This is a genomic window from Sinorhizobium sp. GQ132 (assembly GCF_059758575.1).
Map to the genome: position 1 here is coordinate 429735 of NZ_JCAXDX010000002.1, position 14326 is coordinate 444060.

At 62.7% G+C, this 14326-nt stretch carries 15 protein-coding genes; 7 read left to right on the top strand and 8 right to left on the bottom strand.

Features of this window, described 5'->3' with window-relative positions; genetic code table 11:
* Positions 1-321: 321 nt before the first annotated feature.
* The gene (locus AC6CIG_RS06100; protein WP_003536225.1) at positions 322-579 is read left to right on the top strand and encodes a hypothetical protein; all 258 of its coding nucleotides are present in this window, start codon (positions 322-324) and stop codon (positions 577-579) included.
* Between the two features lie 69 nt (positions 580-648).
* On the opposite strand, the gene AC6CIG_RS06105 is transcribed toward AC6CIG_RS06100, so the two are convergent.
* From AC6CIG_RS06105 to AC6CIG_RS06115, 3 genes are all read right to left on the bottom strand, one after another.
* Positions 649-1524, bottom strand: a complete 876-nt coding sequence (locus tag AC6CIG_RS06105; RefSeq protein ID WP_026168646.1) for a 50S ribosomal protein L11 methyltransferase — start codon at positions 1522-1524, stop codon at positions 649-651.
* 160 nt (positions 1525-1684) lie between these two features.
* Positions 1685-2284 carry an SCO family protein gene (locus AC6CIG_RS06110; RefSeq protein ID WP_018095432.1) on the bottom strand — a complete coding sequence of 200 codons (600 nt, stop codon included), beginning with the start codon at positions 2282-2284 and terminating at the stop codon, positions 1685-1687.
* A gap of 145 nt (positions 2285-2429) precedes the next feature.
* The gene (locus AC6CIG_RS06115) at positions 2430-2588 is read right to left on the bottom strand and encodes a hypothetical protein (protein ID WP_100671682.1); all 159 of its coding nucleotides are present in this window, start codon (positions 2586-2588) and stop codon (positions 2430-2432) included.
* Positions 2589-2838: 250 nt separating this feature from the next.
* Here AC6CIG_RS06115 and AC6CIG_RS06120 point away from each other — a divergent pair, with 250 nt between their 5' ends.
* The 4 genes from AC6CIG_RS06120 (at position 2839) to AC6CIG_RS06135 (ending at position 6671) form a co-directional block, all read left to right on the top strand.
* The gene (locus AC6CIG_RS06120; RefSeq protein ID WP_127711971.1) at positions 2839-4908 is read left to right on the top strand and encodes a methyl-accepting chemotaxis protein; all 2070 of its coding nucleotides are present in this window, start codon (positions 2839-2841) and stop codon (positions 4906-4908) included.
* A gap of 2 nt (positions 4909-4910) precedes the next feature.
* A complete protein-coding gene (locus AC6CIG_RS06125) occupies positions 4911-5375 on the top strand; it encodes a chemotaxis protein CheW (protein WP_003536237.1) in 465 nt (154 codons plus the stop codon).
* Between the two features lie 298 nt (positions 5376-5673).
* Positions 5674-6063, top strand: a complete 390-nt coding sequence (locus tag AC6CIG_RS06130) for a hypothetical protein (RefSeq protein WP_018095428.1) — start codon at positions 5674-5676, stop codon at positions 6061-6063.
* Positions 6064-6311: 248 nt separating this feature from the next.
* On the top strand, positions 6312-6671 hold the full coding sequence (locus AC6CIG_RS06135; protein ID WP_437411710.1) for a hypothetical protein: 360 nt from the start codon (positions 6312-6314) through the stop codon (positions 6669-6671).
* Positions 6672-6848: 177 nt separating this feature from the next.
* Here the strand turns inward: AC6CIG_RS06135 and AC6CIG_RS06140 are convergent, their stop codons facing one another.
* Together AC6CIG_RS06140 and AC6CIG_RS06145 are read right to left on the bottom strand one after the other, a co-directional pair.
* Complete coding sequence (locus AC6CIG_RS06140; RefSeq protein ID WP_018095426.1) at positions 6849-7346, bottom strand: CreA family protein; 498 nt, start codon at positions 7344-7346, stop codon at positions 6849-6851.
* 103 nt (positions 7347-7449) lie between these two features.
* A complete protein-coding gene (locus tag AC6CIG_RS06145; protein WP_026168645.1) occupies positions 7450-8730 on the bottom strand; it encodes a GGDEF domain-containing protein in 1281 nt (426 codons plus the stop codon).
* Between the two features lie 122 nt (positions 8731-8852).
* Between AC6CIG_RS06145 and AC6CIG_RS06150 the strand changes: the two genes are divergently transcribed.
* Positions 8853-9542 (top strand): phosphoribosyltransferase, encoded by a 690-nt coding sequence (locus AC6CIG_RS06150; RefSeq protein WP_127711973.1) that lies wholly within the window; start codon positions 8853-8855, stop codon positions 9540-9542.
* An 82-nt stretch (positions 9543-9624) separates the two neighbouring features.
* Positions 9625-10086 carry a GNAT family N-acetyltransferase gene (locus AC6CIG_RS06155; RefSeq protein ID WP_127711975.1) on the top strand — a complete coding sequence of 154 codons (462 nt, stop codon included), beginning with the start codon at positions 9625-9627 and terminating at the stop codon, positions 10084-10086.
* Positions 10087-10139: 53 nt separating this feature from the next.
* On the opposite strand, the gene AC6CIG_RS06160 is transcribed toward AC6CIG_RS06155, so the two are convergent.
* From AC6CIG_RS06160 to AC6CIG_RS06170, 3 genes are all read right to left on the bottom strand, one after another.
* Positions 10140-12692: an ATP-dependent helicase gene (locus AC6CIG_RS06160; RefSeq protein WP_127711977.1), complete on the bottom strand. Its 2553-nt coding sequence runs from the start codon at positions 12690-12692 to the stop codon at positions 10140-10142.
* 124 nt (positions 12693-12816) lie between these two features.
* Positions 12817-13227, bottom strand: coding sequence for a carboxymuconolactone decarboxylase family protein (locus AC6CIG_RS06165; RefSeq protein ID WP_018095422.1), 411 nt, complete (start codon positions 13225-13227; stop codon positions 12817-12819).
* Between the two features lie 16 nt (positions 13228-13243).
* Entirely contained in the window at positions 13244-14065 is an 822-nt protein-coding gene (locus AC6CIG_RS06170) for a cyclase family protein (RefSeq protein ID WP_127711979.1), read from the bottom strand.
* Between the last annotated feature and the right edge of the window lie 261 nt (positions 14066-14326).

Consider the following 14326-nt stretch of genomic DNA (forward strand, 5'->3'; position numbering starts at 1 on the left):
CCTCCCTCAGGGTGGCCAGCTTCGGAACGGTAGAGCCCGCTTGAGCGCTCCTCCTCCTCAAGCTCGCGGGTATGGTCGGCCAAAAGCCGGTCAGCAGGCGATGCTTCGGCATCGCCTTTGTTTCGAGAAGGCCGCCCGTCATGATGGACTGGGCGGCCTTTTCGTTTTCTCGGCTCCCGTTTCGGTCGGTACGGAGGTTCCTGTGGAAAGAGGCGGTGTCCACGGGAAAACAAATGAAGAACGGTTTGCTTCGTGATATGCCCGCTTACGGTCGACTTGCGAGGATATCTCTCAAACGGAGCATGCAGAGGTAGAGCAGCGATGCTGAAAACCGATACCCGTCAAGCCAATTGGCGCCGTGCCAATCCGGGAAAATATGATGCTCACCTCGCTGTGCAGCGAGCCGTGAAGGCAGGCGAGCTGGAAAAGCAGACGTGCGAGGTTTGCGGGATCGAAGCGGTCGATGCCCATCACGATCAATACGACGAGCCTTTGAAGGTGCGGTGGTTATGCCGCCGACATCACACGAGGCTTCATCATTACGGCGAAGACATGTTCCCGATCAGGGATGCGCTTTAGGGCATTCCAACGTTTCATAGAAACACTGAAGGGGACGCCGCGACCGGACGCGTCTGCGACAAGCGTGGCTTACCTGGTCAGATGAATGGTTACCCAGCCATTGCGCCAGATGGTGCACGCATGTCTGAGGTTCTGGCCGTTATAGGCTGCGAGCACCTTCCAGCGCTGTTCGGCGAGAATGCCGGAGAGGATGACCGAACCGCCCGGAGCGAGGTTGGCCACAAGTTGCGGCGCCATCTTCATCAGCGGGCGCGCCAGAATGTTGGCGATGATGAGATCGAAGGGGCCGTTGGCGCTGAAGGTGGTCGAGTGAAAGCCGGGCGCCGTGGCGAATGTCAAGCCGTTGACGACGCCGTTGCGACGGGCGTTGTCGGCGGCGACGCGGGTTGCGATCGGATCGATATCGGTTGCGAGCACCGGAACATGCAGGAGCTTCCAGGCGGCGATCGCCAGCACGCCGCTTCCCGTTCCGAGGTCGAGCGCGTTGCGGAGAGGCCGGGAACGGGCGACGGAGGCAAGCATTTCGAGGCAGCCGGCGGTCGTGCCGTGATGGCCGGTACCGAAGGCCTGACCGGCATCGATCTCGATGGCAATCTCGCCCGGCTTCACCTTGTCGCGATCATGCGAGCCGTGGATGACGAAGCGGCCCGCGCGCACGGGGGCGAGGCCCTCCAGCGACTTGGCGATCCAGTCGACATCCGGCAGCACTTCGCGCTCGATCGGAAGATGCGAAAATTCGGCTTCGAGTGCCTGAGCGAGGCGTGATCTCACGCTCTCTTCTTCATCCGTCATCATGTAGACGGAGGCCTCCCAGACATCCCGCTTCTCGTCGATCTCCATAGTCGCGATCGCGTAATCGTCTTCTTCGAAGATTGCGCTCATGACGTCGAGGACGGCGGCCGCCTGCTTCTCGGTAGTGGTAACGAAAAGGCGTATCTCGCTCACGGTGCTTTCCTTCGGCATGCAGCCATTCAAAAGGGCCACAGTGGCTTCGGCGCGTCCGAACGGATGCGCGCGCTGTGGGCGGTTCGCCGCTATCATGAATGAGGTACAAAGGCAAAGCGCCGGGATTGCCGGCGCCCGCAGGATAGACGGGCAAGCCTTGTTAGCCGCGCGTGAGGTTTTCCAGCTTCTTGACGGCCGTTTCGGGATTTTCGCCATAGGCGATCGTTCCGCTGAACTGGCCGTTGGCGTCGAGCAGGAAGACCGAGGCTGTATGATCCATTGTGTAGTCGCCGTCCGGCTTTGCCTCGTCGGTGGGGACTTTCTTGTAATAGACGCGGTAACCCTTGACCATATCCAGCACCTTTTCGGGCGGACCGGAGATACCGGTGATGCGCTTGGACACGTTTGAAACATACTGGCCGAGCACCTCGGGGGTATCGCGCTCCGGATCGACGGTGATGAAGTAGGCCTGCAGCTTGTTGCCCTCGGGGTCGACCTTATCGAGCCAGCCGTTCAGTTCGAACAGCGTGGTGGGGCAAACTTCCGGGCAATGGGTGAAGCCGAAGAAGAGCGCCGTCGGCTTGCCGGTGAACGCTTTCTCGGTGATGGGCTCGCCATTCTGGGCGACGAGGGTAAAGGGTACGCCGAAGGGGCTGGATGCGGCCTGCTGCTTCGACTGCGTCATGTCGAAGGTCAGCCAGCCGAGGACGGCCACCATGACGAGAATGGCTACCCAGAGAACGATGCGTATGGATTTCATTATTGCCACCAGTCTGTTGCTGCCCCGACGCATCTGAAACGGACGCACGGCGCCGTCGGGCCGTCAGGAATGTAGCGTTGATACCGCTTCGGACACACGGGTGCAAAGGGGACAATTGCCGCAGGTGTGCTCGAGGCGATGCGTCTCAAATGCACCAGGCGAGGCCGGCTTGCGCCAGCGACAGGAAAATGTCGGCGCCATTCGCGATCCAGCCTCTGAAGGCGAGCAGGAAGACGAGCGCGAGCACGCCGGTGGCGAGGGCGAAGATCAGGGGAGAGAGCGACTTTTTGGTGTCCGTGCGCATGAGGCGATCATAACACCATGAGACGGAAGGAAAAGGGCGGCAGCGGTCGAAACGCGCGAACTTCCGCAAAGTCGCGGCCCGTGTTTTAGCGATTGTTTAAGGTCTGTTTGCCACTGTCCACAGACGCGGAGAAGTGAACCACTTCGATATGACATGAGGTCATCCGGTTTGATCGAGCCCGGTTTTCCGCATCGATCGCAACGGAGGACCCCGCCTGCCGCGGCGGGTCCAGCTATGGACTGCCATATCGATGAACACCCTTGCATCCGCCAGGAGAACGCTCTCCGTCAGCCAACGCCTTGCGACGCTTGCGGGGGCAGCTTTTCTCGGTTTCGGTTCCGTTCTCGCCGTCGGCCTCTATGAGCAAGGCAGCTCGCAAGAGGCGCTCGACAAGGCGGTTATCGCTCAGCGCGACATGGGAACGATAGAGGAAATGCGCCTTGCCCGCCTGAAGCTCGTGCTTGCGGCAATGGACACCATCGTCGACCGCGGCGAACGCCGGATACAGCCGGAGCGTGCGGCCCAGATCAAATCCTCGCTAGAGGTCATCGAGGGCAGGCAAGCCGATCTCGAGGCGCTCGCGCGTCTTGTCGGCAAGCCGGAAGTTCTTGCCGGTTTCGAAGCGGATATCGCCCAACTGCGCAAGGCCGTCGAGCAGGACCTGAAAGCGCTCGTGGAGGCCGGAGCGCCAGGCGATGAATTCGCCCGCATCGACGATGTCATCGACGCCGCAGGCGAGCGCGTGGGCGCATCGCTTGCGCAACTGGCCGATGCCGCAGCCGGCCTGGCCGCGGCGCGCATCGCAGATGTCCGCACCAGTGGTGAGCATGCGCTCATGCTCCAGGCAGCCGCCTGTTTGCTGGCAATGGCGACCCTGATCGGCCTTATCTGGTTCCATGGGAACGTCTTGCGCCGAGGCGTCCTCGGTCTGCGCGACGGCATGCGGCGGATACATTCGGGCGAGCTCACGACTGAAGTGGCGGGGCTCGACCGCGGCGACGAAATCGGCGAGATGGCACGTTCGGTGGAGCTTTTCCGGGTCTCGGCAATCGAGAAACGCGCGCTCGAGGAAGGGGCGAGGGCGAGTCGGCAGGAAATCGAGGCGGAACGCGAGCGGCACGAGACGGAGCGCGAGCAGGCTATCGGACGGATCAAGACCGCAGTCGAAGCCCTCGGCGGAGCGCTCAATCAGCTTGCAGACGGCAATCTGGCGGTTGCGATCCGCGAGCCTTTCGATAGCGGACTCGATGCGTTGCGCCGCGACTTCAACGACACGGTGGAACGGCTGAGCCATGTCCTTTCGAGTGTCACGGAGAATACCGCCTCGATCGAATCGAACGGGCGGCAGATGCGCAGCGCGGCCGACGATCTGGCTCGGCGAACGGAAAAACAGGCCGCATCGCTGGAGCAGACCTCGGCCGCGCTCGAGGAAATCACCGTCACCGTGAAGACAGCGACCGAGCGCGCCGAAGAGGCAAGCCATATGGTCGACGAGGCGCGCATCAATGCCGAGGAGTCCGGGCGCATCGTCGGCGAGGCGATCGCCGCCATGGCCCGCATCGAGGGCGCTTCCAGCGAGATAGGCAAGATCATCGACGTGATCGACGAGATCGCGTTCCAGACCAATCTGCTGGCGCTCAATGCCGGGGTCGAGGCCGCGCGGGCTGGGGAGGCCGGCAAAGGCTTTGCCGTCGTTGCCCAGGAGGTGAGGGAGCTCGCCCAGCGCGCTGCCGGTGCCGCGAAGGATATCAAGGCTCTGGTGAGCCGCTCGGGCAACGAGGTCAAGACCGGCGTCAGGCTGGTTCAGGAGACCGGCGACGCGCTCGGCCGCATCGGTGCCAAGGTGGCCTGCATCAACGAACATATGAGCTCGATCGTCATGGCGGCGCGCGAGCAATCGACGGGCCTCCGCGAAATCAATACCGCCGTCGCTCAACTCGATCAGATGACGCAGCAGAATGCCGCCATGGTCGAGCAGACCAATGCGGCGAGCCATACGCTTGCGCAGGATGCCGAGAAGCTCAGCGAGATCGTCGGGCAATTCCGCCACGGGCAGGCGCGCGAGACGGCGATCCGCACGGCGGCGATCCGGCCGCCGGGCAGGGCAGGCCCGGCGAGGGCAGGCGCTCCGGGGGGGGCGGCAACAGCGACTGCTGTCGCGCCCGTGTCACTTCGCAAGCCCGCGGCCGCGCAATCATCCACGCGTCCAGCTCCATCTCCGGCAAAGGCGCTGATGGGAAAACTGGCTGGCGCATTCGGCAACATGCCGGGATCAACGCCGTCGACAACGGCGTCCGGTGAAAATTGGGAAGAGTTTTGATCATGAGCAACGCAATCAAGCAGTCAGGCGCCTATCTCGAAATCGTCTCCTTTCACCTGGGTGAACAGGAATTCTGCATCGACATCATGGCAATCCGGGAAATCCGCGGTTGGGCACCGGTGACGCCGATGCCGCACACGCCGCCGTACGTTCTCGGCCTCATCAACCTGCGCGGTGCGGTGATCCCGGTCATCGACATGGCCTGCCGCCTCGGCATGAAGATGACCGAGCCGTCGGAGCGCTCCGCCATCATCGTCACCGACATCAATGGCAAGCTCGTCGGACTGCTGGTCGAGCAGGTCTCCGATATGATGACGATCCGCAGCGAAGACCTGCAGCCCGCGCCGGAGATCATCCCGGAAGCCCAGCGCGCCTTCTGCCGCGGCATCGTCGCGCTTGAAAAATCCATGGTCTGCTTCCTCAATCTCGACACCGTCATCGCCGAGGAACTGGCACAGGCAGCCTAGTCACGATTTTTCAGGTCGGCTCGGCCCTGAAAGCATGACTGCCGGACCGCCAGGGACGGTTTCCGGCAAGGCCCGCGAAAGCGGGCCTTTTCGCAGGAGCCGGCGGACGCCCGGCGGCTGTTGCACGGCGATCGGCATCACGGCGGAGCGAGCAAATGTGAAAACGTGGCGGTCGCACGCAAGGAACCCCTGCACGCCAAACGAGTTATGCACAGGCAGCATTTGGCGAGAAGCCGTCTGCTGGTGATTACAGCCTCCGCGTTTGGAAGCTGATGTGGAAACAGACAGGAGCAACGCCATGAAAGTTTCTTTCAGAACATCGCTCGCTGCATTTGCCCTCTCATCGGCGCTTGCCGGCGTCGCCGTGCCGGCCTTTGCAGACAGTTACTATCAGGGCATCGACCCGCATAATCCTCCGGGCACTCAGAACAGAGGCGCGGTAATGGTGCCGGCCCGTCCGTATTACGTCGATCCTGCCCCGACCGGCAGCGTCTATGTCGATCCCGCACCGACGGGCAGCGTCTATGTCGATCCGGCGCCGACCGGCAGCATCTACATGGAACCGGCGCCGGGCAGCCGGGCGAGCAACGCTCCCGGCCGCGTACGTGAGCACTATACGAACGAGTACCAGGGCCCCGGTGACGGCGACTATTATCAAGGCATCTCGCCTCCGGCTCCCCGTCCCTAAACATTCCTGATGCCTTTGAGCGCATTGCGCTTTCGCGGACCACCGCCTCTAGAGGCGATGGTCCGCCGCTGCATGCTCTTTCAGTCTGAGGACGCGCCCGAAATGCCACCCTCGCGGTGGAGGGGGCGGTCAAGTTACAGTTACGTAATGAGCATCACTCTTGGATGAGCAAAAGTGACAAATCGTCAAACGCTTTCGACCGGTGCCCGGTGTTATCTTTGTAACCGCAGCATCCGTAGGAGGCTCGTATGCTGAACAGTAGCATCCATTGGGAGGTGGGATGCCTAACGGACATAGGAGTTAATGTCATGAGACTTTCTCTGAAAAAATCATTTGCTGCATTTGTCCTGTCATCCGCCTTGGTGGGCGCCGCGGCGCCAGCCTTTGCGGATAACTACTATCAGGGCCTCGACCCGAACCACCCTCCGGGGACGCAGAATCAGGTGCGCATGCCGACGTCGCGTAACCTGCCTCCGTCTTCGGTCGACCCGACTGCGACAGGGAGTATCGACGGAGGTCGTATGATGTCTCCGAACGGTACCTACCAGGAGAGATACGACCCGGGTGAGGGCGACTACTATCGGGGTATTGTGCCGCCTAAACCGTAAGGCGCGAAATCAGCTACTGCATGTTTCATCGAGGCGCACCAGCTCAAGAAATTATGTATGCGGCGTAAAATGCGGCAGACCTTAGTCTCGCAGAAGCGCGCGCTGTAGCTCGGAAGGGGAGTGCGGAAACCCGTACTCCCCTTCCGGCCGTTTGATCTGCTGCGTCTGCCGGATCGCTTATTCCGGCCGCCCATTCTCCCAGGTGACCGGCTGGCCATAGAGCGGGACCGTGGTGATCGACATCTTGGCCGAACCGTCGGTCAACTGCCTCGAATGCGCCAGATAGATCAGCGTGTCGTTGGCCTTGTCGTAGATACGGGTCACCAGCAGGTTCTTCCATATGAGGGACAGTCCGGAACGGAAGACTTCCTCCCCCTCCTTCGACAGGTCGATATCGCCGATGGCGATGGGGCCGGTCTGGCGGCAGGCGATGGAGTTGTTCGACGGATCCTCGAACCAGTTGCCGTTCTTCAGGCGGTCGATGACGCTGCGATCGAAATAGGTGACGTGGCAGGTAACCCCGGTCACCTTCGGGTCGCTCACGGCATCGATCTTGATATCGTTGCCGAGCCAGTCGACCCCGACCTGGCCGACGGTTTCGGCGTGGACGGGCGCAACCGCCGCGGCCGAGACGGTGAGGCCGGCGACAAGCAAGGCACGGATGCGGCGCAACATGAGTATCCTCCAATGAACTGCACCGTTCAGATAGGCAGTGGATGCTGCAATGCAAGCACCGGCCGCCACGCCCGTCGATATGCAGGATCCATCGTGCGAGAAGTCACGCGGAGTGGCGCAGTTCCGACCGGGCGGCACGCGCTTCGCGCAATTGCGCGGCGGCTGCCGCGAGGGCGCGGGCGCTGGCGTCGATGCGGCGATCCCTTGCCACCGAGCAACGGTCGCGTCCATCGGCCTTTGAGTCGTAGAGAGCAAGATCGGCGCGTATCATCACGTCGGCAATCGTTTCGCCCGCAATGGCGGCGGCGATCCCGATGCTCACGGTCAAACGGATGCGCTGATGCGAGCGGCCGGCAGGCGTCTCGCGCACCACGCGGCAGATGTCCTCCGCCAGCGCCTTTGCCTGCTCTTCCGTGTGGTCCGGCAGGACGATACCGAATTCCTCGCCACCGATCCGTCCGAGGACGCCCCGTCCGGCGAGGAAAGCCGAGACGGTTTCGGCAAAATGCGCGAGCGCCATGTCGCCGCAGGCATGCCCGTACTGATCGTTGATCTGTTTGAAGAAATCGAGGTCGAGCAGCAGGAAGGCAGCCGGCTCCTGGCGTGCCAGGCACTCGGCGAAGATCCGCTCGCCCTCTTCCATGAGCGTCCCGCGCGACAGCGCACCGGTCAAGCCGTCGCGTGCGATCATAGCCCTCAACCCGGCGATGATGCGGGCCTGCATCGTAAGGATCACGGCCAGGAAGACGAGGGGAAGGCACAGCACCCGCATGGTGACGAGCAGGAAATCAAACAGCATCGAAGCGGGCGGGCCCGGGGGCCCCGGCACGACGTGCGACGATGGGCCGAGAACATGAGCAAGGGCGGTGAAAACCACGGCGGCGGAGCCGACGACTACGATCCCGATCGCCGGCTTTTCGCTCGGCCAGCGGTCGGCTGCGGCCAGACCAAGGACGAAAAGTGGAGCCGCGACAACGCCCGCAACGACAATCAGGGCCGCGGCGGGACTGTCATGGCCGCCGAGCGCGATGATGAAGCCGAGCACGCCGCTCGTGAATGCGAGCACCAGACAAAGCGATGCCGGCATCGACGATGCGAGGAACCAGCGGAGGCCCTGTAGGACGAAGAAGAGGGAAACGGCAAGACCCGCATAGCCGAACATTGCAGCGATCGGCGCCTGCAACGCCGCCGCGACCGTCAAAGCGCCTGCCGAAGCTGCCGAGAGCGCGCAACCGGCGGAGAACTCCCGAACAGCGGCGACCGGCCGCAGAGAAAGGAGAACGGGTAGCATGGCAAGAAGGGCGATGACCGGTATGGCGGAGAGAAAGCTCATTTCGAAACGGCCTGTCGTGCTAAAATAAAGTGCGGCTTGCGTTTCAGCCATTATGCAAGGCCATTGGTAACGATGGCGCATTAACGAAAGCTGGCGAAATTCGCTGCAATTTGAGCGATCACTCTCTCCATAGTTGTGGCAATCGGTCGCGGCGCTTTTCAGGGAGCGATGTCATGGCCCAGGAAGGCATATCCTTTGCAGACATACCCTTTGCAGACAGGGCCGATGCGGGTCGAAGGCTTGCTCGCGCCATCGAAGCGCATCTCACCGAGAAAGCGGACTTCGCCGACCCGCTGGTGATGGCGTTGCCGCGCGGCGGCGTACCGGTGGCCTTCGAGGTGGCAAGAACCCTCGCCGCCTCCCTCGAACTCCTCATCGTTCGCAAGATCGGCGCACCCGGTCATCCCGAATTCGGTCTCGGAGCGCTGGTCGACAGCGACGAGCCGCAGGTCGTCCTCAATGCCGAGGCAATGCGTATCGTCAGTCCTTCCGAGAAGTACGTCCAGGCGGAGACCGAGCGGCAAAGGCTCGAACTCGCGCGCCGCCGTGTCCTCTATCTGGGCGATCAGACGCGAATTTCTCCAAGCGGGCGCAATGTCATCATTGTCGATGACGGCATTGCCACGGGGGGAACGGCCAAAGCTGCGGCGAAAGCCCTGCGGCAGGCAGGCGCCGCGGCGCTGATGCTCGCCGTTCCGGTCTCGCCGAAGAGCGCGATCGTCGCCCTGCGGGACGAGGTGGACCGGCTCGTCTGTCTCGCCACCCCCACCCCTTTCCATGCGGTCAGCGTCTATTACGACGATTTCGAGCAGACCACGGATGCCGAGGTGATCGCGCTGCTGGGACAGGCGAGGGGCGGATAAACGGGGTCTTGCGCTGGGGCGTGACACAGTCTTCCGGCAAAGATAGTTGTAGTGCGCCTGAATTTGCGAACGGGGATTGAGAATGTCCGACTATCTTGCCATACGCCCGGTAACGCGCCTCGACTATGAGCAGTGGTTGCCGCTTTGGAACGGCTACAACGCCTTTTACGGCCGAGCCGGTGAAACGGCGCTCCCTCCCGACATCACCCAGATGACCTGGTCGCGCTTCTTCGATGCCTATGAGCCGATGCATGCGATGGTCGCCGAAAGCGAAGGACGGCTCATCGGATTGACGCACTATATTTTCCACCGCAGCACGACGTCGATCCAGCCGAATTGCTATCTGCAGGACCTTTTCACCGATGAGGCCGGCCGCGGCAAGGGAGTCGGCCGGGCGCTTATCAACGGCGTCTACGAAGCGGCGAAACGCGCGGGGTCGCCGCGCGTCTATTGGCTGACCCACGAGACCAACCACATGGCGATGCAGCTCTACGACAAGGTGGCCGAGAAGTCGGGCTTCGTCATGTATCGAAAGATGTTTTGAGGCCTGCGGTCGGGTAGAACGGAAAAGCGCTGCACACCTTTTCCCTGAAGTGCTTACACCGGCTCTACGAACCCATCCAGCACACGCTTCTGCCCGGCGCGGTCGAAATCGATCGTCAGCTTGTTGCCCTCGATCGCCGCGATGTTGCCGTTGCCGAACTTGATGTGGAAGACCCGGTCGCCGACATTGAAACGGGAGGGCTCGGCGCTCGTCGACTTGGCGACGAGCTCGCCTTCGATGGTGCGCGTGCGGGGCCCCGATTCGCCGTAACCGATTCGTTCGATGGCGTGGCCGGAGCGGGTGCCCCAGTTGTCGCGGGTGGCGTCCGACCGGTGCTGCTGGGCGCGCTTCCAGCCGGGCGTCTGATAATTGTTCTCGAAGGGATCGGCCTTGTCGAAGCGCGACTGGCCGTAACCGCCGCGACCGTAACCGCCATAAGAGACCTCCTGTTCGGCGACTTCCACATGGGCGAGCGGCAACTCGTCGAGGAAGCGTGAGGGAAGCGTCGATTGCCAGAGGCCGTGGATGCGGCGGTTCGAAACGAACCAGATATGACAGCGGCGCTTGGCGCGGGTGATTCCGACATAGGCGAGGCGGCGTTCCTCCTCCAGACCTGCGCGGCCGCCCTCGTCCAGGGCGCGCTGATGCGGGAACAGCCCTTCCTCCCATCCCGGCAGGAAGACGGTGTCGAATTCCAGCCCTTTGGCCGAATGCAGCGTCATGATGGAGACGGCGTCCATATTCTCGTTCTGCTCGGCGTCCATCACGAGGGCGACGTGCTCGAGAAAGCCGCGCATGGACTCGAAGGCTTCCATCGAACGGATGAGTTCCTTCAGGTTTTCCAGGCGCCCGGGCGCTTCGGCCGATTTGTCGGCCTGCCACATGGCGGTATAGCCGCTCTCGTCGAGGATCTGCTCTGCAAGTTCGGTGTGCGGCGTCGATTCGAGCAAAGCCTGCCAGCGGCGGAAATCGGCGACGACGTCGAAGAGGCCCTTGCGCGCCTTCGGCTTCAATTCGTCCGTCTCGACGATCTCGCTCGCCGCGGCCAGCATCGGGATGTCGCGGGCCCGGGCGTAGTCGTGCAGGGTGCGGACGGTCGTCTCGCCGAGGCCACGCTTCGGCGTGTTGACGATCCGCTCGAAGGCGAGATCGTCGGCGGGCTGACAGACGAGGCGGAAATAGGCCATGGCATCGCGTATTTCGAGCCGCTCATAGAAGCGAGGGCCGCCGATGACGCGATAGTTGAGGCCGAGCGTGACGAAGCGGTCTTCGAACTCGCGCATCTGGAAAGAGGCGCGCACGAGGATCGATATGTCGTTAAGGTTGTGCTTCTTGCGCTGGAGCTGCTCGATCTCTTCGCCGATCGCGCGAGCCTCCTCCTCGGAATCCCAGGCGGCATGAACATGCACTTTCTCGTCGTCGGGATTGGTGCGTTCGGTAAAGAGCGTCTTGCCGAGCCGGCCCTCGTTATGGGCAATCAGATGCGCCGCCGCGCCGAGGATATGCTCGGTCGAGCGGTAGTTGCGCTCCAGCTTGATGACCTTGGCGCCGGGGAAATCCTTCTCGAAGCGGAGAATGTTGTCCACCTCGGCGCCGCGCCAGCCATAGATCGACTGGTCGTCGTCGCCGACGCAGCAAATGTTGACGGTGGGCTTTCTCTCTTCGGCGCCAGGGGAATGCCCCTCCCCAACCGCTCCCCACGAGGGGGAGGGGCTAGACTGCGGCGCCGCAGGGCTTGGGGAGGGGTTGTTCTTCCCGGAACCCTGCGTCCGCTGGGCCAGCAGCCTCAGCCACATATATTGCGCCGTGTTGGTATCCTGGTACTCGTCGACGAGGATGTAGCGGAACTTGGCGTGATACTCCTTCAGCACGTCCGGATTGGCGCGGAACATGCGGATCGGATGCAGCAGCAGATCGCCGAAATCGCAGGCATTCAGGGTCAGCAGCCGGTTCTGGTAGGCGGCATAGAGTTCGCGGCCCTTGCCGTTGGCAAAGGCGCGGGCATCGCCTTCCGGGATTTGCGACGGGTCCAGGCCCTTGTTCTTCCAGGTGTCGATCATGCCGGCGAACTGCTTGGCCGGCCAGCGCTTGTCGTCGAGACCCTCCGCCTGGATGAGCTGCTTGATAAGTCGAACGACATCGTCGGTGTCGAGGATGGTGAAGTCGGACCGCAAACCCACCAGCTCGGCATGGCGGCGGAGGAGCTTGACCCCGATCGAGTGGAAGGTACCGAGCCAGGGCATGCCCTCGACGGCGTGGCCGACGAGCACGCCGATGCGCTCCTTCATTTCCCGCGCCGCCTTGTTGGTGAAGGTGACGGCGAGGATCTGCGAGGGATAGGCGCGGCCGGTCGATAGGATATGGGCGATCCGCGTCGTCAGAACGCGCGTCTTGCCGGTGCCGGCTCCGGCGAGCACGAGCACCGGACCTTCCAGCGCCTCGACTGCCTCCCGTTGCTCCGGGTTGAGCCCGGAGACATAGTCCGGTCGCTGGGTCTTGTCGCGGGCGGCCATGGCGCGCGCCGCGATGCCGCCGCCGGCGGCCGCGGGTTTCCGCGGCGCGGGTTCCTCGTCGAAAAAGGGAATATCGTCAAAACCTTTGGTCATGCGGCCCAATGTAGTGATTCGGGACCGAAAGGCCAGAAAGGATGTTCTTCTTTTATTCCGGAACCTTCGCCCGCTCGCGCATGCCTGTGGAAAGACTGATGTTTTCAGGTCGGCATGCCGCCGTTTATGTTTTGCCGGACGCGTCGAACACCGGATCGACCGGGACCTGCAGGGCCGTCGCCAGCTGGTTGGTCTTGGCGGCGAGCGAAATGACGCGCAGGAGATCCGCGTGCTCGGCGTCCGTCATTCCCTTGGTCCTTGCGGCGGCGGTGTGGGAATGAATGCAGTAGCCGCAGCCATTGCTCACGGAAACCGCGATATACAGCATTTCCTTCACCAGCGGGTCGAGCGCCGAAGGCGTCGCCATTACCGCCTTGACCTCCGCCCAGGTCCGCTCCAGCAGTTCGGGGTCGAAGGCGAGCCAGAGCCACATATTGTTGATGAAGTCCGATTTCCGAGTCGCCCGGATGTCGTCGAAGACGGCCTTGACGCGTGGGTCGGATTCGGGACCGGATGGCGGCGCCACAGTGCTCATGCTTACTCCATGCGTTTCAAACGAGGGCGAAGACGCGGGCCGGGCCGCCGGTGCCGCCACGGTGCTTTGGTGCGCCGAGGACCAGCGTCGCGCCCTTGGCCGGCACCTTGTCGAGATTGGCGGCCGCCTCGAGGCCCCAGCGGCCTTCCGGCAGCCAGGCGTAATGGGTGGCGAAATCGGGCGAAATGCCGTGATCGAGCGAGAGGGTATCGACGGCGATGCCGGCTGCCTTCGTGTCCTCGATCAGGAACTTGGCTGCTTCCACGTGAAAGCCGGGGAAATGCATCTTACCGGCCGTGTCTGCATTGCGGAACTTGTCGGTACCGAGATGATCCGACCAGCCCGACAGCATGGCGACGCAGGCGTTTTCGGGAATGTCTCCATTGGCCGCAATCCACGCCTTGATGTCGTCCGGCGTCAGCTGCGCATCCGGATCGGCGGCCGCCTTCTCGCGGATGTCGACGACGCAGAGCGGCACGAGCAGCTTGTCGAGGGGCAACTCGGCGACTGAAAGGCCGTCGGCGGAGAAGTGCAGCGGCGCGTCGACATGAGTGCCGGTGTGCTCGTTCACCCGAAGTTCGAACAGGTTGAACTTGTGTTCGGCATATTTGAACTTCTGCTCCCGGAAGAATTGCTGCTGACCGAAGAAAGTCGGAAACTCCTCATGAAGTTCATGGGTGAGATCGGTGACGCTGCCGTGGCCGGCGGCAAGCGCCGGAGGTGCGATCCCCATGCCGGCGGCGGCAATGCCTGCCGTACCGACCGCGGCCGCACGGAGCAAACTCCGCCGCGACATCATCCGCTGCTTGACCGATTCGATGACGCATGCATCGCACATTGCCGTCTCCCTTCGTGTCGAGAGCCGGCCCGAAACAGCCGCCGGCGACGAACAGAATAGCCGAGCCACGCAAGCTGTAAACATGCCGCCGACCCGCCGCCAGCGTGTGCGGTTCAGGACGGGCGCAGGGGCCATCATGCCGCCACCAAAATCGCTTTTGTTACAATTGCGTAATGATGCCATTCCGAGATTGCCCGGACGTCTGCAAACAACGATAATCAGCGCAAATCGGAACGTTCCGTCGGGTGCGCGCCTCGTTGG